The following is a 21,137-nucleotide window of genomic DNA, read 5'->3' on the forward strand; positions in this document are numbered from 1 at the left end:
TCAGCTCAAGAATTTTTCTAGAATGGAAAAAAATACTTGTTATGGAAAAGTCGGAGGACTAGCATCCTTTGACCGGCCGACAGGAGAACAGCCAGCGGCCGGGAATGGGAGAGATGACCGATGCTGTCGGTTGGGGCAGTCAGCAAGACATTCGGCGGCGTGCAGGCGTTACGCAGCGCCTCGCTGACCTGCGAGGCCGGCGAGATCCTCGGTCTCATCGGTCCGAACGGCGCCGGCAAATCCACCCTCGTCAACGCCATTTCGGGCGTGCTCAAGCCGGACAGCGGCAGCGTGCGCCTCGCGGGCGAAGAGATCACCGGCCGCAGCCCGGAGCATTGCGCGCGGGCAGGGGTCGGCCGCACCTTCCAGACCATCAGATTATTCAAGGACCTGACTGTACGGCAGAATGTCGAGGTCGCGCATATCACTTGTCGGGCCGTGCGCCCCGATGCCGCCATGCGCATCGGCGTCGATCAGCTGCTGCAGCAATATGAGCTCGCAGGCTTCGCTGACAGCCCGGCCGGAACGCTGCCCTATGGCAGCCAGCGCCGGCTCGAGATCGCACGCGCGCTGGCGCTTGGGCCGTCGCTGTTGTTGCTCGACGAACCGGCCGCCGGTCTCAACGAGGCCGAGTCGGAGACGCTGGCCATCGCCATCGAAGGCATTCGCCGCGACGTCGGCTGCGCGACCATCGTCATCGATCACGACCTGCGCTTCATCAACCGGCTCTGCGACCGGCTTTGCGTGATGGACCAGGGCCAGGTGATCGCTTCGGGCGAGACGGAAGACGTGTGGCGCGATCCGCGCGTCATTGAGGTCTATGTCGGGCAGTCAGAGACGGCCTGAAGGCCCGGAGGAACAACCGCAATGAGAGGAAGGAGGGGTAGAATGGAAAAGATTTTGCTGGGAGCCGCGGTGCTGACCGCGGGACTGCTGCAGGCCGGGCATGCAGGCGCCGCCGATCTGAAGATCGGGCTTGCGGTCGCCATGACCGGCGCCTACGCGCCCTATAGCGAGGCCGAGGGCGCGCGCTGCATGGCCGACAGGCTGAACAAGGCCGCAAGCGCGAACGATCCCAAGGTCGAGCTGATGATCGAGGACAACCGCTCCGATCCGCAGCTTTCGGTCTCGCTCGGCCAGAAATTCCTCGATGCCGGCGCGCAGGTGATCACCGGCGTGCCGTTTCCCGATGCGCTGATCCCGATGGCGCAGACCGCGCAGCCTTATGGCGCCACCGTGTTCTCGGCGCCGAACACGCAGCTCGAGATGCAGCAGGCTGGGCTCGACAACTTCATCGCCGGCGCGGTGCCCGATCCGATCAATGCCTCGGCCACCGCCAACGCGCTTTACGGCAAAGGCGCGCGGACCGTCGCGCTGATGGTGTCACCCGATGCCGGGTCCTACTCGGAGAAGCTGCCGGAGTGGTTCGGCGAGGTGTTCGAGCATCTCGGTGGCAAGGTGGTCGGCAAATTCAACTATTCCTACGGCACCACCGACTGGTCCCCGCAGATCGCCTCGATCAAGGCGTTGCCACAGAAGCCGGACGCGATCCATATCTGCGCAGTGCTGCCCGATGTCGGCATCCTGATCCGGCAATTGCGCGCCAACGGCTACGAGGGGTGGGTGGCGGGCTGCGATGCCTTCGACGACAAGTCGCTGGAAGGCACGGTCGGCGATCCGAAGTCGCTGGAAAAGGTGATGTTCGCGACCCATGGCGCGACCGGCGTCGACGGCCCGATCGACAAGTTCCTCGCCCAGTGCAAGGCCGACGGCTACAAGATCAACGGCATCTTCGACGCGCTCGGCGCCGACATGGTGCAGATCAGCTACGAAGCGGCGAAAAAGGCCGGCACCGTCGACCCCGCCGCCTTACGCGAGGCGATCCGCGCGCCTGGCGGCTATCCGGGCACCACCGCGCCGACGATCTCCTTCGCCGAGAAGAAGGGCTATCCGGTCAAAGCCGTGCCGGTGATGGGCTTTGCCGACGGCAAGCGGGTGCTGATCACCGACACGCCGCCGACCTTCGTTCCGGCGCTGAACTAAGCGGGGCCGGGAACACGTGCTGAAGGTTGAGAAGCTTGTCGTGCGCTATGGCGCCGTCACGGCGGTGCGCGAGTTGTCGCTCGAGGTGGGGCAGGGCGAGCTTGTCGCCCTGCTCGGGCCCAACGGCGCCGGCAAGAGCTCGACCATCAACGCGCTGACCGGGCTGGTCACGCCAGCTTCGGGGCGCATCGTGCTCGACGGCAAGGACATCTCGCATGTCCGCACCGAGGACCGCATCCGCGCCGGACTGACCGCGACGCCGGAAGGCCGGCACATCTTCTCCAACCTGAGCGTCGGCGAAAACCTGCGGCTAGGAGCCGCGACAAGGCGCGACCCCGCCAGCGTGCGCCAGGACATCGAGCGGTTCCTGTCGCTGTTCCCGGTGCTGTCCGAACGCTTCGGCCAGGCGGCCGGCACGCTTTCGGGCGGGGAGCAGCAGATGCTGGCGATCGCCCGTTCGCTGATGTCGCGGCCGAAGCTGTTGCTGCTCGACGAGCCGTCGCTGGGGCTCGCGCCCAAGATCGTGGCGCGCATCTTCGATTTCATCGGCGAACTCAAGGCGCAAGGGCTGACGCTGCTGGTGGTCGAGCAGAACGCCAAGCAGGCGCTGCGCTTCGCCGACCGCGTCTATGTCGTGAGCTCGGGCACGCTGCGCTATGACGGACCGCCGGCCAGGCTCGCCGACGAGCACGGCCTGTTCAACCTTTATATCGGCGGGTAGGCGGCGATGGATTACGCCTTGCAGCAACTCCTCAACGCGCTCGCCTTCGGTGCGGAATATTCCCTGGTGGCGCTCGGGCTCGCCGTCGTCTTCTCGATCATGGGCCTGGTGAATTTCGCCCATGGCGAGATCATCGGGGTCTCGGCCTACAGCGTGTTCCTGGCTGCCGCGCTCGGGCTGACCTCGCCCTTCGTCGCGGTGCCGCTTGCCGTCGGCATGGCGGCGCTGGCGGCGGTGGTGTTCGAACGCGTCGCCTTCCGGCCGGTGCGCTATGCGCCTACCACCACCGGGCTGCTCACCGCCTTCGGCGTGTCGATCGTGGTGCAGAACCTTTTCATGCTTTTGGTCTCGCCAAAGCCGCAGTCGGTCTCGATCCTCAACGGCTTGAACCAGATGTGGTTCTTCGGCCCCTTCGCCGTCTCCTCGCTGCAAGTGATGGAACTGATCGTGTCGGGCCTGACCATCCTTGCGCTCGTGCTCTTCCTCAACCGCTCGACGCTCGGGCTCGCCATTCGCGCTGCCGCGCGCGACTTCGCCACCGTGCGGCTGATGGGGATCAAGGCAAACCGGGTGATTGCCACGGCGTTTGCGATTTCGGGCGCGCTGGCGGGCATCGCCGCCGTCTTCATCCTGGCGCGGCGCGGCAGCGTCTCACCCGATCTCGGCTTCGGCCTGGTGCTGAAGGCCTTTGTCGCCTGCGTCATCGGCGGCTTCGGCTCGCTGCCGGGTGCTGCGGTCGGCGGCATGCTGCTCGGCTTCATCGAAGTCGGCCTGCTCGTCGCGCTGCCGCAGGAATATGCGGGCTTCCGGGACGCGCTCACCTACGCCATCATCGTCGCGCTGCTCGTCTACCGGCCGGAAGGCCTGCTCGGCCAGCGCATCGAACTCGGCGACAAAGAGATTTAGGGCGGGAGATCTGACGTGGCAGGCTCCGAACTCTCGCAAGCGGTCGAAAAGATGGCGGCGCCGGCCGCCACCGCGCAGCCCGGCAACGCGATCCTCCGCTCGCTGATCGGCGGGCTGGTGACAGCGCTGCCGGTGCTGGCGATCGGGCTCCTGGTGCTGAACTTCGCGCCGACCTACTACACCTTCCTCGCACTCGGCGCCTTCGTAAACCTGATCGTCGTGGTCGGCCTGCAAGTGTTCATGGGCAATTCCAACATCGCCAATCTCGGCCACAGCGCCTTTGTCGGGCTCGGCGCCTATAGCGTCGCCATCCTGTCGACGCCGCTTGCCATGAAGAAGCTGTCGATCCCCAACGCGCCGTTCGGCTTTGCGACGCTGGAGCTCGATCCGGTTTCGTCGGCGCTCATTGCGCTCTTGGTGGTCGGCATCGTGGCGCTGGTCAGCGGCAAGGTGATCAGCCGGCTGTCGGGGGTCGCTGCGACCATCGTCAGCCTGGCGCTGCTGATCATCGTCCATTCGGTTTTCCTCAACTGGACCAATCTGTTCAAGGGCAACCAGGCTTTCTTCGGCATTCCGAAAGTGGTCGGCCTGCCGTGGATGCTGGTCTTCGCGGTGATGGCGATCGTGGCGGCGCGACTGTTCAAGGACAGCCGCTGGGGCTTGCAGCTGCGGGCCAGCGCGCAGAGCCCTCAGGCTGCGGCTGCGCTCGGCATCGATGCGAAGAAACTGCGGCTCATGTCATGGGTGCTGTCGGCGCTGATCTGCGGGCTCGCCGGCGTGCTCTACGCCTATTTCGCCGGCACGATCAGCCCAAAACTGTTCTATTTCCAGATGATCTTCAACACGCTGGCGATGCTGATCCTCGGCGGCATGGCAACGGTGACTGGGGCGGTCACCGGCGTCATCGTGCTTTCGATCGGGCTGGAATTCATCCGCAGCATTGAGTCCGGCGTGACGGTCGCGGGTATCCAGATGCCGCAGCTGCTCGGCCTGTCGGGCGTGGCGCTCGGCGTTGTCATCGTGCTTTGCATGGCGTTCCGGCCGAGCGGCATCAGCGGACGGCACGAGCTCGACGAGCTGCTCTCGCTTCTTTTGCGGCGCAGCGCCAAATAGCTTTTCCTGGTGGAGGTTGAACGTGGAATTTGAGGACAGGGTGGCGGCGTATGCGCCGAAGCTCGAGGCGCTGCAGGCCGAGCTTGCATCGCGCGGCGTCGAATTCGTCGAGGTGCATACGGTCGACACGTCGGGCGTCGTACGCTCCAAGATCGCGCCGCTGAAGCTCTCCACAGCCGGTGAGTCGATCAATGCCATCCTCTATTGCGTCACGCATGGCGACGGCCAGCCGATGGGCGACGTCGCCTTCGCCTCGCCGAGCGCCAATGAGGAGAACGGCTTTCCTAATATCAAGGGTATCATCGATCCGGACACAGTGGTGCAGCATGGCTGGAAGCCGAAATTCGCCTCCGCCATCACGCGCTCCTACATGCTGGACGGCTCGATCTGCCCGTATGATCCCCGCGGCGTTCTGGCGCGCGTCGAGGAGCGCGCGAGGGCGCTTGGCTATGAGCCGAAATTCGCGCTCGAATACGAGTTCGGCATTTTCCACGCCGACCATGATCTGATGCGCGCCGGCCGTTATCGCGAGCTGAAGCCATGGGGCCATTCGCTGATCAACTACGACCTCGTGCGCAGTGGCGAATACCAGGATTTCGCCGCCGAGTTCATTACGCGCATGAAGAGCATCGACATCGGCGTCGCCTCGCTGGTCACCGAATATGGCTACGGCATGTATGAATACGCGCTGACGCCGAAGAGCGCGTTGGCGGCGGCGGATGCCGCGATGCGCGCCAAGCTGCATCTGCGCGAGCTGTGCGCCGAGCGTGGCTTGGTGGCGACCTTCATGACGCGCTTCCAGCCGCCGGGCAAGGAAAGCGCCTGCGGCGCGCACCATCATGTCAGCCTGTGGCGGGACGGCAAGCCGGCCTTCGCGGCTGGACCGAACCGGCTGACGCCGGTCGGCGAGAAATTCCTCGCCGGCGTGCTCAACCGCATGCAGGAGACCCATATTTTCTTCCGGCCGACGGTCAACTCCTACCGCCGCTTCGATCGCGGCGCGTGGTCGCCGGAAGACGTCGCCTGGGGCTTCGAGAACCGCACCGCGCCGATCCGCGCCATCACCACGCCAAACGATGCCGCGTGCCGGTTCGAGCACCGGGCGCCTGGCGCCGACGTCAATCCCTATCTCTCGATCGCCGCGATCCTGGCGGCCGGCTGCGAAGGCATCGAGAAGGATTTACCGCTCGAGGCGTCGGTGACGAGCAACCTCGCCAATCTCGACAAGCCGAAGCTGCCGCGCACGCTGAATGCTTCTATTGAAGCCTTCGCCGCATCCGATTTCTGCGCCGAGGCGTTCGGCGAAGCGTTCCGCGACAACTACGCCGAAAGCCGCCGCGCCGAGCAGGCGGCCTTCGATGCCTGGCAGGTCTCGCATATCACGGACTTCGAGTGGCAGCGCTATTTCGTCAGCTGAGCTGCCTGAAGATTTCCAACGTTTCGCAACCCGGCGATCAGTTCCGCTGATCGCTGGGTCAAGCGAATTGGTGTGACATTGGAGGCGACGCTCTCTAAATCAAGCCGCTCTTAAAGCGCGTGCGCTGAACGAATCCAGGCGACGCGCTTTAAGTCTTTTGTTGATGCATGTCGTTGTCCCAGAACCGCTGCGCACTTCTGGGCGACATGCACGAGGAGCGGCGCATGGCAGCGGAAGCAATCTCTGAAGGCAGAACGGGCGGCGATTTCTGGGACGGCGTGCGGCTTTCAATGCCGGTGGTCGTCGCCTCCGCGCCGTTCGCGATCCTGTTCGGCACGATCGCCGTCGACAACGGGTTTTCCGTCCTCGAAGCCTTCCTGATGAGCGCCATGATCTATGGCGGCGCCAGCCAGATGGTCGGCATCGAACTGTTCGGCCAGCATGTCGCGCCATGGCTGATCGTGCTGTCGATCTTCGCGGTGAACTTTCGCCACGTGCTCTATTCGGCCGGCATCGGCAGGCGCATCGCGCATTGGCCGGTGCTGCAGCAGGCGCTCGGCTATTTCATCCTGACGGATCCACAATTCGCCATCGCCGAGGCGAGGGCGGAGTCCGGCCGTCCCGTCGGCTTCGTCTGGTATCTGGGGCTAGGCCTGCCGGTCTATGTGTTCTGGGTTATCGAAAGCGGATTGGGCGCGGTGTTCGGCAAGCTGATCCCCGACACGCATGCGCTGGGCATCGATTTCCTTTTGCCGATCTATTTCCTCGGCCTGGTGCTCGGCTTTCGCAAACGGCCGCTCTGGGCGCCCGTCGTCGCCGCCAGCGCCGTCGCCTCGATCATCGCCTATCGAACCGTGGGCTCGCCCTGGCATGTCTCGATCGGCGCGGTCGCCGGCATCGTCCTGGCGGTGATCCTGCCGCCGCATCACAGCGGCGTGGGCAAGCGGCCATGAGCACGACCTTCTGGATCATCCTGGCTGGCGCCGTTGCCACCTATCTGACCCGAATCGGCGGCCACCTCGTCATCTCGCGCTTCGAGACGATCCATCCCCGCGTCGAGGCCGGCCTCAACGCCGTGCCGGCCGCGGTGCTGACGACCCTCGTCGCGCCGGAGCTGCTGCATGCCGGGCCCGCTGAGTGGGCGGCGCTGATCGTCACCGTGCTGGTGTCGCTGCGCGGCGGCCTGATGGCGATGTTTCTGGCTGGAGCCGCTGTCCTGATTCTGGCGAGGCAGTTCGTCGGATAGCTTTCCATCCTGAATGGCTGGCGCTGCCCCTCATTGTCCTGCCCGTCCTCCGCAGCAGCTTCGGAGGATGAACTGGGCATTTCTCGCTGTGGAGCGCTAGGGGATGCACACATTTCCCAAGCGGCTGGTCTTTGGACGATAGCGTGCATAGCAGCTTGGCGCATGCATTGTCTTACGCTGCGCTGGTCGACCCCCACTCCGTCTCGGCTTCGCCGAGCCACCTCTCCCCCGATCGACGGGGGAGAGGAAGGGCGCCGAGCTTTTTGCCGCCAACGCTCGTCCAGCAAGGCTCCCTTCCTTTCCCTCCGGAGGGGGAAAGGTGGCGCTGCGAAGCAGCGACGGATTGGGGGAACCACGTGGCAATCAAGGCTTCGGCCTGATCAGTCGCGCCAGTCACAGAAGATGTGTGCATGGCGTAGCCGTCGAACCGGGAGACAGAAGCTCACCTCAAATCTTCGCATCGTGCGGCAGCGGTGCTGTCGCCTTCTCCAGCCAGGCCAGCGTTTCGCCGTCGACCATCGGGCCGATCTCGGCCAGCACCCGGGCGTGATAGCGGTCCAGCCACTGCAACTCGTCCCGATGCAGCAGGTCGGTGCGGATCAGCCGCTTGTCGATCGGCGCCAGCGTCAGCGTCTCGAAGCCGTGCATGGCGATGTCGCCGCCCTCGATCTGCTCCGCCGGCGTGACCAGGATCAGGTTCTCGATGCGGATGCCGTAGGCGCCTTCCTTGTAGTAGCCCGGTTCGTTGGACAGCATCATGCCGGCCAGCAGCTTTTCTGTGCCGGTGCGGGCGATGCGCTGCGGCCCTTCATGCACGGCAAGGTAGGAGCCGACGCCGTGGCCGGTGCCGTGGGCGAAGTCGCAGCCATGCTTCCATAGGGCCACGCGGGCAACGGCGTCGATCTCCGAACCGCGCGTGCCGGCGGGGAAGCGCAGCGTCGAGATGCCGATCATGCCCTTCAGCACGAGGGTGAAGCGCTCGCGCATCTCCTCGCTCGGCTGGCCGATCGGCACGGTGCGGGTGATGTCGGTCGTGCCGTCCTGATACTGGCCGCCGGAATCGAGCAGGAACAGCTCGCCGCTTTCAAGCTTGCGGCTGGTGGCGCGCGAGACGCGGTAGTGCATGATCGCGCCGTTCGGGCCGGCGCCGGAAATCGTGTCGAAGGAGACGTCGCGCAGCGGCATCTGCGTTTCCTCGCCGGTCTGGCGGCGTACCTCCTCGAGCTTGGTGACCACCGCGATTTCGTCGAGCGTGCCGGGCTTCTGGCGGTCGAGCCAGCACAGCAGCCTGGCGACCGCGGCGCCGTCGCGGCGATGCGCGGCGCGGCTGCCGGCGATCTCGGCCTGGTTCTTGGTCGCGCGCGGAATACGCGCCGGGTCGGCCGCCAGGACGACCGTGCCGCCATTGTCCTCGACCAGCATGCGGAGCTTCTCCGCCGCCAGCACCGGATCGAGCGCGATCTTGGCGCCGTCCTTGGCTAGCGCGACGATGGCGGCTTCGAACTCGCCCGGATCATGCGGATCGGCAAGCTGGGTGAGATAGGCTGCGACCTGGCGCGGGAATTTACGCTGGTCCATGAACAGCTGATGCTTGCTATCGGCAGCGAGGATGGCGAAGCCGAGCGCCAGGGGCGTATGCGGCACGTCGCCGCCACGGATGTTGAAGGCCCAGGCTATCGAGGAAGGATCGGTCAGCACCGCATGGGTGGCGCCGTCCTTTTCGATCGCGCCCGCCAGCCGCTTGAGCTTGTCCTTGGCGAGCTCGCCGGCAAGATTCTGCGGATGGATCTCGACAGGCGCGCGCGGCGGGTCCGGCTGATCCGTCCAGATGATGTCGATGGGATTCCTGTCGAGCGGCACCAATGTCGCGCCGGATTGCTCGGCCGATGCCTTCAGCGCCTTGATCTCGCCGATCGTGTGCAGCCAGGGGTCGAAGCCGAGCCTTGCGCCCTTGCCGAGATTGTCCTTGATCCAGCTGGCCGGCGGATTGTCGACAAGGCTTTCGACGGTGAAGATCGACAGGTCCACCTCGCCCCGCACCTGCAGCGTGTAGCGGCCGTCGACGAAGATGAAGGCGCGGTCGCGCAGCACGATCGCGACGCCGGCCGAACCGGAAAAGCCGGTCAGCCACTTCAGCCGCGCCGAGCGGTCGGCGACATATTCGCCCTGGTGCTCGTCCGCGCGGGGAACAAGGAAGCCATCCAAACCATGCTCAGCCAGCCATTGCCGCAGCTGCGCCACACGCGGCTTACCGACGGCAGGATCACCAGCGGAATCAAAGGTCTGGAACATTTTTGGCCTCTCTTCGATGCTTGTTGCGAGCGTAGCGCATGACCCCGGAAATCGGAATCGATTTCGGCAGGGCCAGATCGGCTGGATGCAACCCGGCCTCAGCGCTTGAGGTGGATGGTCACCCAGCCCTCGCGATGCCAGGTGCGCACGTGGCGGAAGGCTTGGCCGACATAGGCCGAGATCACCGCGTCGCGCTGCCGGTCGAGGATGCCGGAGAGCACCAGCGAGCCGCCGAGACTGATGTGCTTGGCCATTTCGGGCGCGAGCCGCATCAGCGGCCGGGCCAGGATGTTGGCGACGATGAGGTCGAAAGGTGCGCGCCTGGCGAAGATCGGATGATGGAAGCCGGGCGCCGTCACCGTCTCGACCAGCGCCTTGACGTGATTGAGGCGGGCATTGGCGGTGGCGACGCGGACGGCGACCGGATCGATGTCGGTCGCCAGCACCGGGATATGCGCGAGCTTGGCCAGCGCAATCGCAAGCACGGCGCTGCCGGTGCCGAGGTCGAGCGCGTTGCGCGGCCGCTCGCGCAGCACCACCTGCTCCAGAACTTCGAGGCAGCCGGCGGTGGTGCCGTGGTGCCCGGTGCCGAAGGCAAGGCCCGCCTCGATCTCGATGGCGAGGTCGCCACTGCGACGCTTGGCCCGATCGTGCGAGCCGTGGACGAAGAAGCGTCCGGCGCGCACCGGCTTCAAGCCTTCCAGCGAGCGCGACACCCAGTCGACGTCGGGAAGGACCTCACGCTCGACAGGCTTCGGCAGGCCGAGACCGGCGAGGACATCCCTAACCCGGACCTCGACGGGATCGACGTCGCCATCGGCATAAAGCGACACTTCGTGGATATCTTTTTCCTCGTCGAGCTCCAGCACGGCGATCGGCAGGCCGTCCTCCTCGAAGGCGGCGTCCAGTGCGGCAAAGATGCGGTCGGCCTCGAGCTTGTTGGCGGTGAAGTGGAGCCTAGTCTGGCCCATCAGGTTTGCCCACCCGCAGCCAGCCGCTTCAGCTTGGCTATCGCGGTGTCGGCGCTCTCCCCATAGGCGATGGTGCCGGCGAAATCGCCCTTGGCGTTGAGCAGCAGCACCGAGGCCGTGTGGTCCATCGTGTAGTCGCCGTCGCCGGTGTCGACCTTCTTCCAGTAGATACCGAAGGCCTTGGCCATGGCGTGCACCTTGTCCGGATCGCCGGTGATGCCGGTGATCCGGTCGGAGAAGTTGCTGACATAGGTGTTCATCGTCTCCGGCGTGTCGCGTTCCGGATCGACCGTGACGAAATAGGGGTTGAGGTCCTTGCCGCTGTCGCCCATCGTCTTCAGCCAGCCGGCGAGCTCAAACAGTGTCGTCGGGCAGACTTCAGGGCAATGGGTGAAGCCGAAGAACACGACGCTGGGGTGTCCCCTGAAGGCGGCCTCGGTGATCGGCGCGCCTTTCTGGTCGACCAGCGTGAAGGGCGCGCCGAAGGGCTCGCCGCCATAGTGGCCCCGGTACCAGTCGAATGTCAGCCAGCCGATGCCCGCCGCCATCAGGACGAGAATGCCGACCAGGATTGAGCGCATCATCAGTGAATGTCCGTTGCTTTGGCTGGAAGCCAGTTCGGCGACAGTCTTAGCGGGTCGGCGCCGGGCGCGCAAAGATGTCGCGTTGCCGCAAGCCGCCGGGCGGGCCGATCGGCTTGCAAACGCCACGATCCTGTCCCACCTGACATCGGCAAACGTGAACCGAGGAGGCTTCCTTGCGAAAACTGATCGGCTTGTTCGCCGCCTGTCTTGCCCTGAGCGGCGGCGCGGCCATGGCTGACGAAGTGGGTAAAGTGGGTGTCGACTGGGTCGGCAACGACATCATGGTCGATGCGATCAAGGACCCGAAGGTCGACGGCGTCACCTGCCATGTCGCCTATTTCGACCGCAGCATCATCGACCGGCTGCATAAGGGCAACTGGTTCGAGGATCCTTCCGATTCGTCGATCTCCTGCCGCCAGACCGGGCCGATCACCATCGGCGACATCGACATGGGCGAGGGCGGCGAGGAGGTGTTCAAGCAGGGCCTCAGCCTGATCTGGAAAAAGCAGGTGGTGAACCGCATCTACGACAAGAAGAACGAGACGCTGATCTATCTGTCGCATTCGCGCCAGGTGCAGAACGGCTCGGCGAAGATGTCGGTCACGACCGTGCCGCTTTACGGCCAGAACGTGGTGTGGGCCAAGGGCAAGCCGCAATAGGCGATAGGCTTGGCGGGGGCAGGCCGCGCTTGCGGGGCCGTCACCGCCGGCGTAAAGGCCTCTCATGGATCGTCCTGAAACCCTCGTCCTCAAGGATCCCGAGCCGCGCATCCATCCGACCGCGGAGCTGAAGGCATGCAAGCTCGGCCGCTATGCCTCGATCGGCGAGCGGGTGATCCTGCGCGAGGTGAGCGTCGGCGACTTTTCCTATTTCGAACGCCATTGCGAGGCGATCTACACGACGATCGGCAAGTTCTGCTCGATCGCCGCGAACAGCCGCATCAACGCGCTCGAGCATCCGATCGAGCGGCTGACACAGCACAAGGTCAGCTACCGGCCGAACGAGTATTTTCGCTGGCTGGGCGTCGACACGGCTTTTCGCGCGCGACGGCAAGCGAAATCGGTCAGCATCGGCCATGATGTCTGGATCGGACACGGCGCGGTGATCATGCCGGGTGTCGCGATCGGCAACGGCGCGGTCATCGGTGCCAATGCGGTGGTGACACATGACGTCGCGCCCTACACGATCGTCGCAGGCGTTCCGGCAAAGCCGCTGCGCCGGCGGTTCTCGGCCACTGTCGCGGCGCGCATCGAAGCCCTCGCCTGGTGGGACTGGCCGCCCGAGAAACTGGCGAGCGCAATCCCCGACATGCAGGCCATGCCGATCGAAGCCTTTCTCGATCGTTGGGAAGAAACGCTCACCGACACGGGCAGAACGCAGTCGGGCACATGACCGGCGCTGACTGACCGGTGCCTTCCACTCTCGGAACTAGATGCCCCTTCCGCCATGCGGGGGTGGCGCGGCGGAAGGGGCTGGAGGTAAACCGCCGTGAAGCGGAAGGAACAGGCTTTCGGCCTGCACCGGCACTATTGCAAATAAACGGATAAGGTGTTTTTTCGCGAAACTGCGCTTTCTGCGTGTAGCCGATTGCGTACACGTGTCGGCACAAAATTCGATCCCGCGGAACCGGAGCGGGCGGCAGCTTGTTTCTTCGCAAATGCCAGCACATCCACGGTTCGAGGGACTTGCATGATCGAGAAGGTTTTTACGCGGATAGCCAACCAGGTGGCACATCTGGCGGGGCTGCCGCCCACCTTCGCCATCTGTGTGGCGATCGTGGTTGTATGGGCGTTGAGTGGACCGCTCTTCGGGTTCTCGGACACCTGGCAATTGGTCATCAACACCGGCACCACCATCATCACCTTTCTGATGGTGTTCCTGATCCAGAACACGCAAAATCGCGACGGCGCGGCGATCCAGGCCAAGCTGGACGAACTGATCAGGGTCAGCCGCGCCCATAACCATTTCATCGGAATCGAACACCTGACGGAGTCAGAGGTGGAGGAGATCCGCTCGAAATGCGAGGCGGCGGCAAAACGGCATGACAGCGAGATCGCCGAAAAGGCGGCCAGGAAGGCCGTCGCCGGAAAGAACGGTACCAGGCATGCGCCGAAGACCGCCGGCGCGGCCACAAAGAAGACCGCGGCCGGGAAGAACGCATCCAAGAAGAAAGCCGCGGCTTGACAGGGCCGTCAGCGGTTCATGAAGGCCGCGAAGGCATCCTTGTGATCGGGATGCCAGCGCGACAGGGCAGGGCGGTTCTCGATGATGTCTCCCATCGCCCAGGCCATTCGCTTTTCGTCGATCGGCCGCGTCACTTCGTTGTCCGGACAGAGTATGTAGAAGTCGTCGTCCATCAGCGATGTCAGCATGAAGTCGATCACCTGCTCGCCGGTCCAGGCGCCGGCGGGCTTTTCCGTCGCGCCTTCGGTCAGGCCGGTATAGGTGAAGCCTGGGATCAGCAGATGCGCCGACACCTTGGCTCCCGGTTCGTTGCGCAGCGCATGCGCCAGCCCTTCGGTAAAAGTCTTCACGCCGGCCTTGGAGACGTTGTAGGCGAGGTTACCGGGCGGCGTGGTGATGCCCTGCTTGGACCCGGTGTTGATGATCAGGCCCGGCTTTCCGGCGGCGAGCATGCGCGGCGCGAAGGCTTCGACGCCATGCACGACGCCCCAGAAATTGATGTCCAGCAGCCGCTTCCAGGCGTCGCGGTTCTCCCACGGTTTGCCCGGATTGTTGCCGACGCCGGCATTGTTCATCAGCACCGACACCGCACCGAAGGCGCCGTAAGCGAGGTCCGCGAGCCGGTCGACCTCTTCCGCCCTGGAGACATCGGTCGGGATTGGGAGGACGGCATCCTCGCCACCGATCGCGGCGACCGCCTGCTTCGCCTGGTCGAGGCGCATGCCGCCGATGTCGGCAAGCACCACCTTCATGCCCATTGCCACGAACCGTTTTGCGGCGGCAAGGCCGATGCCGCTGGCGCCGCCGGTGATGACGGCGACATTGCCGGAGGCGAAGGCGGGCAGGGCGGTCTGGATCTGGGCGTCGCTAGTCATGAGTTCCATCCTTGTTCGGGTCGGGCCGAACTTAACGCCAGGCGCCGCCGAGGCAAGGCCGGTTCGTCCGGTGATTACGGCGAAAGCCGCAACGGGTTGACGGCGAAAGCCGCAACGGGTTGACCATCGCAGCGCACGCCGCGCATGTTGTCCCAAAAAGGAGTTCGGCATTTGACCGACTGGATCGGAATCCTGAAGGAGCAAACCGTCAACGGCGACCAGATGAGCCGCGAGGTGCCGAAGATGCTCGCCAATCCCGACATCAGCGAGACGCAGGTGAAGACGCTGTTTGCGGCGCTGGAGAAGCAGGCGGATTTCGCCGAGAAGCTAAGGCTGGCGCTGGAGAAATTCGGCCATGACTTTCCGATCATCAAGGCGGCCGAGAGGCTGGAGGAGCGCTATGCCGACCTTGCCGCCTCGGCGGCGGAAAAGCTGAAAACCATGCGGAAGTAAGCGTTATTTCTCGACCAACCGTTCGAAGCGCTTGTCCGGCACAAACCAGATGGTCGCTACAAGCACATAGATCGCCACGCTGATCCACTGGTTGAGGAAGCTGAGCAGGACTGCGGCGATATAGAGCGCCAGCGAGATCTTGCCTTTGTTGTCACGGCCGACGGCCTTGGCGAAAGTCGTGTCGGCGCCGTGCAGATGGCGCAACTTGAGGACCAGGATGGTGTAGGCGACGGCGCAAAGCGCGAGGTCGATGCCATAGACGGCGACCGGTACGGGCGCGAAGTGGTTCTCCCCCATGAACGCGGTGGTCACCGGCATCAGCGACAGCCAGAACAAAAGGTTCAGGTTGGCCCACAGCACGCGTCCATCGACCCGCTGCACGGTGTGGAACATGTTGTGCAGGTTGTTCCAGTAGATGCCGACATTGATGAAGGACAGCACATAGCAGAAGAAGACCGGCCACAGCGGCAGAAGCGCTGAGAAATCTTCGCCATGCGGCACTTTCAGCTCCAGCACCATGATGGTGATGATGATGGCGACGACGCCATCGGTGAATGCCTCGACCCGTCCCTTGCCCATGGTTCCTCCTCGTTGGCCGGCAAAAGCTACGCGAGGATTTCGCACAAGACCATCCTGTCAGGATTGTCAGGAGGACATTCGGTGGCTGGAACAGCGCCATTATATAGGCGTTGGGCTTGCAACCCCCGGAGGTTGCCATGACCAGCTACGCTCAAACCATGACGCGTGACAATGAGCTTGGCGGCGGCGCCGCAATGGCCGTCGTCGCCGCCATGATCGCCGCGCTTTTTGCCGGCAGCACCGCGCTGACGCCGCTTTACGTGATCTACAAGCAGGCCTTCGGCTTCTCGCAGGTCACGCTGACGCTGGTTTACGCCGTCTATGTGGTCGGCAATCTGGCGGCGTTGCTGTTTTTCGGCCGCCTGTCGGATGTCGTCGGCCGCCGCCCCGCCGCGCTAGCGGCGATGGGCGTTGCCGTGGTCAGCGCGTTGTTTTTCCTCTTCGCCGAAAACCTCGCCTGGCTCGACATCGCCCGTATCCTCAGCGGGCTCGGCATCGGTGTCGGCGCGGGGGCGGGCACCGCCTGGCTGGCCGAACTGATCGAGGGCAAGGACAAGTCACGCGCCGCCGTCATCGCCACCAGCACCAACTTTGTCGGTCTCGGGGCCGGCGCGCTCATGTCGGGGCTGCTCGCCCAATATGCCCCCTGGCCGCTCAGGCTGACATTCGCCGTCTATCTCGTCCTGCTTGCCTTGGTCACCCTGCTGATCTGGCGCACGCAGGAAACCGTCTCCAGGCCCGGACGGTTCTCCGACGTCTCGCTGAGGCCGCGGCTTTCGGTGCCGGACAACATCCGCGCGCAATTCGTGGCGCCGGCGGTGACCGGCTTCGGCGCCATGGCGCTGGTCGGCTTCTACGCGGCGCTGGCGCCCAGCATCCTGGCGCAGCAGCTGCATGTGACCAATCATGCCGAAGCCGGCGGGCTTTTCTTCGAGCTGTCGATTGTGGCGGCCATCACCATCGTCGCCACCACATGGCTCTCCAGCCGCTCCACCATGCTTGCCGCGCTGGTGCTGATGATCCCGACCGTGGCGCTGATCGTGGCGGCGCAGGTCTATGCCTCGATGGTCCTGATGATCATTGCGACGGCGGTCTGCGGCGTGGCGGCGGCGCTCGGCTATCGCGGCGGCCTGCAAGTGGTGAATCAGATCGCGCCCGCCGACCGCCGCGCCGAGGTGGTCTCGGCCTTCTTCATCTGTTGCTTCTGCGGCAACGCGCTGCCGGTGATCGGCATCGGCATCCTGTCGAGCCTGGCGAACGCAACCATCGCAAGCCTGGCCTTTGCCGGTATGATCGTCGTCTTCTCGCTGGTGGCGCTTGGCTTCGGCGCCAAATACGCGCGGTAGCGGGTTTTCACGTTTCCTGTCGTCGCGGATTTTAGCCGTTCGGCGTCTCCGGCAGGAGCTGCGCGCGCTGGCGCGGCACGCCGAGGCCCGTGTCGGGCGGCTCGCCGGCCGCCGGCCGGTCCTCGATCATGTGCATCGTGCGCCAGCGGCCGAAGCGATAATAGGCGGCGGCGAGCGCCAGCGAGGCGATCGAACCTGCCGGAAAGCTCCACCACAGAGCCTCCTGGCCGATGACGCTGCGCATGGAATAGGCAAAGCCGGTGCGAATGATCAACACCGAGATGATCAGGATGATCAGCGGCGGCATGACAGCGCCGGTGGCCCGCACCGTGGCGAACAGCACGATCGTGACGCCGAACAGGATGAACGACCAGGACGCCACCTTGTTGATGTGGGCGGCGATGTCGATCGCGGCGCTGTCGGTGCTGAGAAAGAGGCTGAGCACTGCGCGGTCGAAGACGAAAAGCAGCGCTACCAGCGCGCCGGTCAGCACCAGGTTGAAGCCGACGCCCGACGCCGCGACCCTGCCGATGCGGTCCCAGCGCCCGGCGCCGACATTCTGCGCCGCCATCGAGGAGACGGCGGCGCCGATCGCCAGAGCCGGCATCTGGATGTAGGTCCAGAGCTGCGCGGCGATGCCGTAAGCGGCGGCTACCTGGGAGCCGTAGGAATTGACGATGCCCATCACGGTCAATGCCGCTGCCGAGATGACGATCATCTGCAGCCCCATCGGAATGCCCTTGAAGACGACGATGCGCAGCAATTTCGGATCGGGCCGCAGCAGCGAGAGATCGCTGCCCGCCAGCCGCAGCGGGTGTTTGCGCACATAAAGCACGATCAGGATGGCAATCACGCTCACCGTCTGGCCTATGAGCGTCGACATTGCCGAGCCGGCAATGCCGAGCTCGGGAAAGGGGCCGATGCCGCGGATCAGCAGCGGATTGAGCACGACGTCGAGCACGACCGCCAGCGCCATGAAGACGAACGGGGTTCGCGAGTCGCCGGCGCCGCGCAGCACGGTCATGACGAAGGATAAAAGGTTCATCATCGGCACCGCGACGAAGATGATGCGCAAATAGGCGCGCGCCAAAGGCAAGGCATCGGCCGGCGTGCCGAGCCCGGTCAGGATGACATCGACCCAGATCCAGCCGCAGACGGCGAACACGACCGAGACGAGGAAGAAGAAGGTGGCGCTGGTGCCGACGATGCGCTTTGCCTCGGGGAGGTCGCGGGCGCCGACCGATTGCGCCACCAGGATGGTTGCCGCCATGCCGATGCCGAAGACGGTGCCGAGGATGAGGAACAGCACCAGATTGGCGTTGGAGGTCGCCGTCAGCGCCGCCTCGCCGAGGAAGCGGCCGACCCAGACCGCGTTGATCGAGCCGTTGAGCGACTGCAGCACGTTGGAGCCCAGCACCGGCAGCGCGAACAACAGCAGCGTGCGCGAAATGGGGCCGCTAGTCAGGTCGCCGGTCCGCCGGCGGGTGGGCTGTTTGTCATCCATGTTGTTACCCATGGTGGTGGGGCCGAAACTGAATCAGGCCCGCGATGCTATCGCAGGCCTGGTGCTCATGCATCCCTTCAGAAAAGGGTCGGCTGCCGCGGCCGCCGACCGCATCCCGTTACTGAGTGGTGTTTCCAGAAAGGCCGGGGAGTGTGACCTGATAGACCAGGAAGGTGGTGTCGACATCGGCGCCGTCCTCGGCTTTGTACGCAGCGCCGACCTGGAAGCCGTCCTGGGTGAGAAAGTCGTTGTCGTTGGCGACGAACAGGAAATAGTCGTCGGGCAGCTTCGGATCGAGCACCGGCGCCAGCGACATCGCCTCCCACTTCTCCGAGAGGTTGTTCTTGTCGTTCGGCGCGCCGTTGTGCAGGCCGAAGCGGCCGAGCTCGCCCTTGTCGTTGATGTCGATGAACGGCGTCAGCTTGGCCGGCGCCACCGACGGGTCGAGCATGCCCTTCGGCGCGACCGGCTTGTCGGCGGCGTCGAACGGGCCGTTGGCGATATCGGTGGCGGCCGAGAGGTCGACGATCTCGATCTTGCGGTAGAGCGACTCGTCGCCCTTGACGCCCTGGCCGTTGCCTGAGTCGCGCGCCAGCATCAGAAAGCTCTTGTCGGAGAGCGCGACGATCTCGCTCTGAGCGGCCACCTTGGTCTTGCCCTTGGCATCCGTGAACACCGGCAGCGGCACGACATATTCATGCGCCAGCTTGAGGTGGGTGAGATCGGAAGCGTCGTAAACCAGCGCGCGGGTGTTCTGGCGGGTCGAGCCGGAATCGCCGCCGTCCTGGCGGGGCGCCGACTGCAGCACGGCGATCAGGAACCTGCCGTCTGGCGTCATCGACATGCCTTCGAGCCCCTGGTTGTTCTGGCGGCCGGTTTCGGGATCCTTCGGATCGGGCTCGGCAGCGCCCGGGCCCGGGTTGTCGGACGCGAAGTTCGGCTTGCCGTGGCGCATCGGCACCAGCGCCGCGGGCGGTTGGGTCGCCGACATCAGACGGCCTTCGGCCGAGAAGCGGTAGATGTTGGGACCATATTCGTCGGAGATGAACATCGTGCCGTCCGGCAGCCGCACGATCGCTTCGTCATCGAGCGCCAGCTTGCCATTGGCCTCAGGCAGCATCGGCATGTCGCCGGCGGCGGCGCGCACGCCGTTCAACGGATCGAGGCCGGTGGCGTCGGCGCCCTTGTCGTCGGTCAGAAGCATCGTGTCGGCGAGCGTCGCCTTAACGCCCGACTGTTCCTGTCCGGCGGCGGGCGCCGCGCCAGGAGCGGTCGGGGCCAGCTCGACCGAGATGGTGTTGAGGCGGGGGCGATAATCGGTGGTTCCGACGACATTGTAGCCGCGGTCCGGCAGCAGCCAGAGCGAGCCCTTGTAGGTGGCCCCTTCACGCGTCCAGGATTTGGTATCGATCGCCATGCCGGAACCTGAACCGAAGGTCTCGCCGAACTTGTCCCTCTGGTTGGCCGGGATGCGGCCGATGCCGACGAGCCCCTTGTTGACGTAGGCGACGCCGTCGGCGAGCGCCGGGGTCAGGAAAGTGAACAAGGCAAGTGCCACGCCGAGCGCGACGGTTCGGTTGAGATGTTTCATCGATATCCCCTTCTTGACGAGCAGAGCGGCCTGGAAGGAACGCGCATCGGCGATGCGGCGAGCCGGTTCCCGTCGAGCGGTCTAGGACGTGAACGTGATGGTTGCATGACAGTTTCCTTCTCCCCTTGTGGGAGAAGGTGGATCGGCGCGTAGCGCCGAGACGGATGAGGGGTGCTCCAGCGGAGTGAGACGCCGGCTTTCCCTGGAACACCCCTCATCCGACCGAGCTTCGCTCGGCCACCTTCTCCCACAAGGGGAGAAGGGAAAGCCTCCGCTCAATCGCTCTCTCTTGCAATCAGCTCCAGCGGCCAGACTTCGCGAATGATGCGTGTGCCCTCAGGGCCGGCGAATGCGGGAAGCGAAGCGAGCAGCATCTCGGCCAGCCGCCGGCCCATGGGCTCCAGCGACGGACGGAAGGCGGTCAGCGTCGGCGAAAAGTAGCGGCAGAGCGGCGTGTCGACGATGACGATCACGGCCATGTCATGGCCCGGCTTGATACCCATCTCGGCCAGCGCCTTGCAGCCGCCGAGCGCCATCGCGTCATTGTTGAAGATGATCGCCGTCGGCGGGTTTCTGGAGCGCATTACTTGCGGCGTCACCTGGTAGCCGCCGGTCTCGTTGATGAAGCCGTCGGCGATCAGGTCGGGGTCGACCTCGATACCGTGCCGCTTCAGTGCCTTGCGGTAGCCGTCGAGGAACAGGTAGCCGAAATTGAGATCAAGCGAAGGGCGGATAGCGGCAATGCGGCGGTGGCCGCGCGCGACCAGCCGGTCGACGGCTTCATCACCCGCCCTCTCGAAATCGATATCGAGTGAAGGATACGTGTCGCCGCCGGACTGACTTCGGCCAAGCGTGGCGAAGGGAAAGCCGGCCTTGCTGAGATAATCGATCCGATCGTCCTCCCTTCGCGTATTGGCCAACACGACCGCGTCGGCCCGGCGCGTCTCGACCACGCGGCGCAACCGCTCCTGCTGATATTGGCCCGGCTCACCCATGACGACCATCAGATCCAGGTCATGCTCGGCGAGCCGCGCCTGCAGGCCCGTCAGGAACGGGATGAAGAACGGCTCGCCATATTGCTGGTCGCCGGGATGCGGCTGCAGCATGAAGGCGATCGAACGGGTGGCGCCTTGCCTGAGACTGCGGCCTGACTGATTGGGCGAATAGTTCAGCTTCCTGGCTGCTTCGAGCACACGCTGGCGTGTGTCGGCGTTGACGTCGGCACGGCCGTTCAGCGCGCGCGACACGGTGCCGATCGAGATGTTCAGGTGACGCGCGAGATCGTGGATGCTTGACGCCAAGGACGGATTCT

The 21,137-nt window shown here is 64.8% G+C and carries 20 protein-coding genes and 1 pseudogene; 13 read left to right on the forward strand and 8 right to left on the reverse strand.

The features are described 5' to 3' along the window. Nucleotides 1-180: 180 nt before the first annotated feature. The 8 genes and pseudogenes from LB515_RS18205 to LB515_RS18240 form a co-directional block, all read left to right on the forward strand. Nucleotides 181-846, forward strand: a pseudogene (locus LB515_RS18205) (ABC transporter ATP-binding protein); the annotation flags it as partial. 42 nt (nucleotides 847-888) lie between these two features. Continuing rightward, nucleotides 889-2,043: an ABC transporter substrate-binding protein gene (locus LB515_RS18210; RefSeq protein ID WP_095769010.1), complete on the forward strand. Its 1,155-nt coding sequence runs from the start codon at nucleotides 889-891 to the stop codon at nucleotides 2,041-2,043. A gap of 16 nt (nucleotides 2,044-2,059) precedes the next feature. Further along, on the forward strand, nucleotides 2,060-2,764 hold the full coding sequence (locus tag LB515_RS18215; RefSeq protein WP_224600797.1) for an ABC transporter ATP-binding protein: 705 nt from the start codon (nucleotides 2,060-2,062) through the stop codon (nucleotides 2,762-2,764). A 6-nt stretch (nucleotides 2,765-2,770) separates the two neighbouring features. Continuing rightward, nucleotides 2,771-3,670, forward strand: a complete 900-nt coding sequence (locus LB515_RS18220) for a branched-chain amino acid ABC transporter permease (protein ID WP_224632927.1) — start codon at nucleotides 2,771-2,773, stop codon at nucleotides 3,668-3,670. A gap of 15 nt (nucleotides 3,671-3,685) precedes the next feature. Continuing rightward, nucleotides 3,686-4,783 carry a branched-chain amino acid ABC transporter permease gene (locus tag LB515_RS18225; RefSeq protein ID WP_224632926.1) on the forward strand — a complete coding sequence of 366 codons (1,098 nt, stop codon included), beginning with the start codon at nucleotides 3,686-3,688 and terminating at the stop codon, nucleotides 4,781-4,783. 22 nt (nucleotides 4,784-4,805) lie between these two features. Further along, nucleotides 4,806-6,200, forward strand: coding sequence for a glutamine synthetase family protein (locus tag LB515_RS18230; protein WP_224708529.1), 1,395 nt, complete (start codon nucleotides 4,806-4,808; stop codon nucleotides 6,198-6,200). Between the two features lie 224 nt (nucleotides 6,201-6,424). Further along, nucleotides 6,425-7,153: an AzlC family ABC transporter permease gene (locus LB515_RS18235; RefSeq protein WP_095769034.1), complete on the forward strand. Its 729-nt coding sequence runs from the start codon at nucleotides 6,425-6,427 to the stop codon at nucleotides 7,151-7,153. Next, nucleotides 7,150-7,446: an AzlD family protein gene (locus tag LB515_RS18240; protein ID WP_224708530.1), complete on the forward strand. Its 297-nt coding sequence runs from the start codon at nucleotides 7,150-7,152 to the stop codon at nucleotides 7,444-7,446. The genes LB515_RS18235 and LB515_RS18240 overlap by 4 nt, the downstream gene beginning before the upstream one ends. Nucleotides 7,447-7,893: 447 nt before the next feature. Here the strand turns inward: LB515_RS18240 and LB515_RS18245 are convergent, their stop codons facing one another. The 3 genes from LB515_RS18245 to LB515_RS18255 form a co-directional block, all read right to left on the reverse strand. Continuing rightward, a complete protein-coding gene (locus tag LB515_RS18245) occupies nucleotides 7,894-9,738 on the reverse strand; it encodes an aminopeptidase P family protein (protein WP_224708531.1) in 1,845 nt (614 codons plus the stop codon). A gap of 98 nt (nucleotides 9,739-9,836) precedes the next feature. After that, a complete protein-coding gene (locus tag LB515_RS18250; protein ID WP_224708532.1) occupies nucleotides 9,837-10,709 on the reverse strand; it encodes a 50S ribosomal protein L11 methyltransferase in 873 nt (290 codons plus the stop codon). Continuing rightward, entirely contained in the window at nucleotides 10,709-11,293 is a 585-nt protein-coding gene (locus LB515_RS18255; protein WP_224708533.1) for an SCO family protein, read from the reverse strand. Before LB515_RS18255 ends, LB515_RS18250 begins: the two co-directional genes overlap by 1 nt. A 230-nt stretch (nucleotides 11,294-11,523) precedes the next feature. On the opposite strand from LB515_RS18255, the gene LB515_RS18260 reads away from it, so the two are divergent. The 3 genes from LB515_RS18260 (at nucleotide 11,524) to LB515_RS18270 (ending at nucleotide 13,477) form a co-directional block, all read left to right on the forward strand. After that, nucleotides 11,524-11,952 (forward strand): CreA family protein, encoded by a 429-nt coding sequence (locus tag LB515_RS18260; protein ID WP_224549666.1) that lies wholly within the window; start codon nucleotides 11,524-11,526, stop codon nucleotides 11,950-11,952. A 64-nt stretch (nucleotides 11,953-12,016) separates the two neighbouring features. After that, complete coding sequence (locus tag LB515_RS18265) at nucleotides 12,017-12,685, forward strand: DapH/DapD/GlmU-related protein (RefSeq protein WP_224708534.1); 669 nt, start codon at nucleotides 12,017-12,019, stop codon at nucleotides 12,683-12,685. 297 nt (nucleotides 12,686-12,982) lie between these two features. Further along, nucleotides 12,983-13,477 (forward strand): low affinity iron permease family protein, encoded by a 495-nt coding sequence (locus tag LB515_RS18270; protein ID WP_224708602.1) that lies wholly within the window; start codon nucleotides 12,983-12,985, stop codon nucleotides 13,475-13,477. Nucleotides 13,478-13,485: 8 nt separating this feature from the next. Here LB515_RS18270 and LB515_RS18275 read toward each other — a convergent pair whose 3' ends face one another. Further along, nucleotides 13,486-14,352 carry an SDR family NAD(P)-dependent oxidoreductase gene (locus tag LB515_RS18275; protein ID WP_224708535.1) on the reverse strand — a complete coding sequence of 289 codons (867 nt, stop codon included), beginning with the start codon at nucleotides 14,350-14,352 and terminating at the stop codon, nucleotides 13,486-13,488. 171 nt (nucleotides 14,353-14,523) lie between these two features. On the opposite strand from LB515_RS18275, the gene LB515_RS18280 reads away from it, so the two are divergent. Next, nucleotides 14,524-14,805, forward strand: a complete 282-nt coding sequence (locus LB515_RS18280) for a hypothetical protein (protein ID WP_140626825.1) — start codon at nucleotides 14,524-14,526, stop codon at nucleotides 14,803-14,805. A 3-nt stretch (nucleotides 14,806-14,808) separates the two neighbouring features. On the opposite strand, the gene LB515_RS18285 is transcribed toward LB515_RS18280, so the two are convergent. Next, nucleotides 14,809-15,384, reverse strand: coding sequence for a TMEM175 family protein (locus LB515_RS18285; protein WP_140839754.1), 576 nt, complete (start codon nucleotides 15,382-15,384; stop codon nucleotides 14,809-14,811). Nucleotides 15,385-15,521: 137 nt separating this feature from the next. On the opposite strand from LB515_RS18285, the gene LB515_RS18290 reads away from it, so the two are divergent. Then, entirely contained in the window at nucleotides 15,522-16,730 is a 1,209-nt protein-coding gene (locus LB515_RS18290) for an MFS transporter (RefSeq protein WP_224708536.1), read from the forward strand. Between the two features lie 31 nt (nucleotides 16,731-16,761). Here the strand turns inward: LB515_RS18290 and LB515_RS18295 are convergent, their stop codons facing one another. The 3 genes from LB515_RS18295 to LB515_RS18305 all read right to left on the reverse strand — a co-directional run bounded on the left by LB515_RS18295 (nucleotide 16,762) and on the right by LB515_RS18305 (nucleotide 21,126). Then, nucleotides 16,762-18,234 carry an MATE family efflux transporter gene (locus LB515_RS18295; protein ID WP_224708537.1) on the reverse strand — a complete coding sequence of 491 codons (1,473 nt, stop codon included), beginning with the start codon at nucleotides 18,232-18,234 and terminating at the stop codon, nucleotides 16,762-16,764. A 118-nt stretch (nucleotides 18,235-18,352) separates the two neighbouring features. Beyond that, nucleotides 18,353-19,825 carry an esterase-like activity of phytase family protein gene (locus LB515_RS18300; protein ID WP_224708538.1) on the reverse strand — a complete coding sequence of 491 codons (1,473 nt, stop codon included), beginning with the start codon at nucleotides 19,823-19,825 and terminating at the stop codon, nucleotides 18,353-18,355. Between the two features lie 275 nt (nucleotides 19,826-20,100). Then, nucleotides 20,101-21,126 carry a LacI family DNA-binding transcriptional regulator gene (locus tag LB515_RS18305; RefSeq protein ID WP_224549640.1) on the reverse strand — a complete coding sequence of 342 codons (1,026 nt, stop codon included), beginning with the start codon at nucleotides 21,124-21,126 and terminating at the stop codon, nucleotides 20,101-20,103. Between the last annotated feature and the right edge of the window lie 11 nt (nucleotides 21,127-21,137).

It is taken from the genome of Mesorhizobium sp. CA15, assembly GCF_020165215.1.
Classification (GTDB): domain Bacteria; phylum Pseudomonadota; class Alphaproteobacteria; order Rhizobiales; family Rhizobiaceae; genus Mesorhizobium.

Excerpts from the sequence above, each read along its gene's own strand:
- LB515_RS18210 (WP_095769010.1), top strand. The coding sequence starts at position 889 with ATGGAAAAGATTTTGCTGGGAGCCGCGGTGCTGACCGCGGGACTGCTG.
- LB515_RS18220 (WP_224632927.1), top strand. The coding sequence starts at position 2,771 with ATGGATTACGCCTTGCAGCAACTCCTCAACGCGCTCGCCTTCGGTGCG.
- LB515_RS18235 (WP_095769034.1), top strand. The coding sequence starts at position 6,425 with ATGGCAGCGGAAGCAATCTCTGAAGGCAGAACGGGCGGCGATTTCTGG.
- LB515_RS18240 (WP_224708530.1), top strand. The coding sequence starts at position 7,150 with ATGAGCACGACCTTCTGGATCATCCTGGCTGGCGCCGTTGCCACCTAT.
- LB515_RS18245 (WP_224708531.1), bottom strand. The coding sequence starts at position 9,738 with ATGTTCCAGACCTTTGATTCCGCTGGTGATCCTGCCGTCGGTAAGCCG.
- LB515_RS18250 (WP_224708532.1), bottom strand. The coding sequence starts at position 10,709 with ATGGGCCAGACTAGGCTCCACTTCACCGCCAACAAGCTCGAGGCCGAC.
- LB515_RS18255 (WP_224708533.1), bottom strand. The coding sequence starts at position 11,293 with ATGATGCGCTCAATCCTGGTCGGCATTCTCGTCCTGATGGCGGCGGGC.
- LB515_RS18260 (WP_224549666.1), top strand. The coding sequence starts at position 11,524 with ATGGCTGACGAAGTGGGTAAAGTGGGTGTCGACTGGGTCGGCAACGAC.
- LB515_RS18265 (WP_224708534.1), top strand. The coding sequence starts at position 12,017 with ATGGATCGTCCTGAAACCCTCGTCCTCAAGGATCCCGAGCCGCGCATC.
- LB515_RS18270 (WP_224708602.1), top strand. The coding sequence starts at position 12,983 with ATGATCGAGAAGGTTTTTACGCGGATAGCCAACCAGGTGGCACATCTG.
- LB515_RS18275 (WP_224708535.1), bottom strand. The coding sequence starts at position 14,352 with ATGACTAGCGACGCCCAGATCCAGACCGCCCTGCCCGCCTTCGCCTCC.
- LB515_RS18285 (WP_140839754.1), bottom strand. The coding sequence starts at position 15,384 with ATGGGCAAGGGACGGGTCGAGGCATTCACCGATGGCGTCGTCGCCATC.
- LB515_RS18290 (WP_224708536.1), top strand. The coding sequence starts at position 15,522 with ATGACCAGCTACGCTCAAACCATGACGCGTGACAATGAGCTTGGCGGC.
- LB515_RS18295 (WP_224708537.1), bottom strand. The coding sequence starts at position 18,234 with ATGGATGACAAACAGCCCACCCGCCGGCGGACCGGCGACCTGACTAGC.
- LB515_RS18300 (WP_224708538.1), bottom strand. The coding sequence starts at position 19,825 with ATGAAACATCTCAACCGAACCGTCGCGCTCGGCGTGGCACTTGCCTTG.